Genomic DNA, 1,053 nt, shown 5'->3' on the forward strand with positions numbered 1-1,053 from the left:
CCGGAAAAAGTGTGCATTTTTTGGGATTTCAAGAGATGGCAAAGAAATTTTCAAATCTCCTCCTGACTCCTGACTCCTGACTCCTGACTCCTATGCCCTCACGGAAAGACTTTCTCAGCAACCCCTACTTAACTAAATGTACATCAGAACGGTCTACTTCTTGCAGCAGATTCTCAATTGTACAACCAGATAGGGGTTCTCTCCAATTTGGGGCAATTTCTGCCAATGGGACTAGGACAAAAGCTCGCTCGTGCATCCGGGGATGGGGGATCTGGAGATTTGGCTCGTTTAAGATTAAGTCATCATACAACAATAAATCTAAATCTAAAGTTCTCGGTCCCCAATGTTCTCGACGCACACGACCAAATTTTTGTTCAATTGCTAACAAGCTGGTTAATAAAGCTTGTGGAGACATTTCTACTTGCAATATGGAACAGCCATTTAAATAATCTGGCTGTGGCGGTCCTACGGCTTTGGTTCTATACCAACTGGATTTTGCTTCGAGAATAATACCAGGGGTTTGGGCTAAAGTCTCTAAAGCGGCTGCTAAAGTTCTTTGGGGATCACCCATATTACTGCCGAGAGCGATCGCACTTCTGGCGAATTTTTTAGACATTCTTTTGCTGCTGAATGCTCTTGCTAGGAGGCAGGGGATCAGTTTTGCTGCATCAGCTACCAACTTTCTCCTATTTGGTAATAAGTCTTGATCTCCCTGAAATTATTTAATCATCTGCCAAAGCCAATGGAAATAACGGTTTGGCAAATAAATCAATTTTACCTGAATTAATTGATTATTTATAAGGTATGATGTTCTAACGCTATGAGCGCAACAACCCTAGCCTTTCGGCATCAATAATAAACTGATGTAGCTCTGGGGAGGAGCTGCTCTTGCCAGGTGGGAATAATCATAAAAACGAGGAGGCCACAAACGGGGAGGCGTCACTTGCATACGTACCGCCAACTATGCTGGTGCAGGTAAGGCGGGTACTTGAGCAGATGACGAGTATATCAACTGGGATGGTTGCCAGTATGGTTAGGGGCGATATACCTTTT

Annotated in this window: 1 protein-coding gene; it reads right to left on the reverse strand. The window is 43.7% G+C overall.

Translation table 11 applies throughout. The features are described from left to right. Positions 1-124: 124 nt before the first annotated feature. A complete protein-coding gene (gene folK, locus FFR48_RS28035) occupies positions 125-616 on the reverse strand; it encodes a 2-amino-4-hydroxy-6-hydroxymethyldihydropteridine diphosphokinase (RefSeq protein WP_137669590.1) in 492 nt (163 codons plus the stop codon). Positions 617-1,053 lie beyond the last annotated feature (437 nt).

This window comes from Sphaerospermopsis reniformis, from assembly GCF_005402885.1.
Classification (GTDB): Bacteria; Cyanobacteriota; Cyanobacteriia; order Cyanobacteriales; family Nostocaceae; genus Sphaerospermopsis; species Sphaerospermopsis kisseleviana.

Bases quoted from the DNA above. Each gene is read 5' to 3' on its own strand.
- folK (WP_137669590.1), bottom strand. From the start codon at position 616: ATGTCTAAAAAATTCGCCAGAAGTGCGATCGCTCTCGGCAGTAATATG.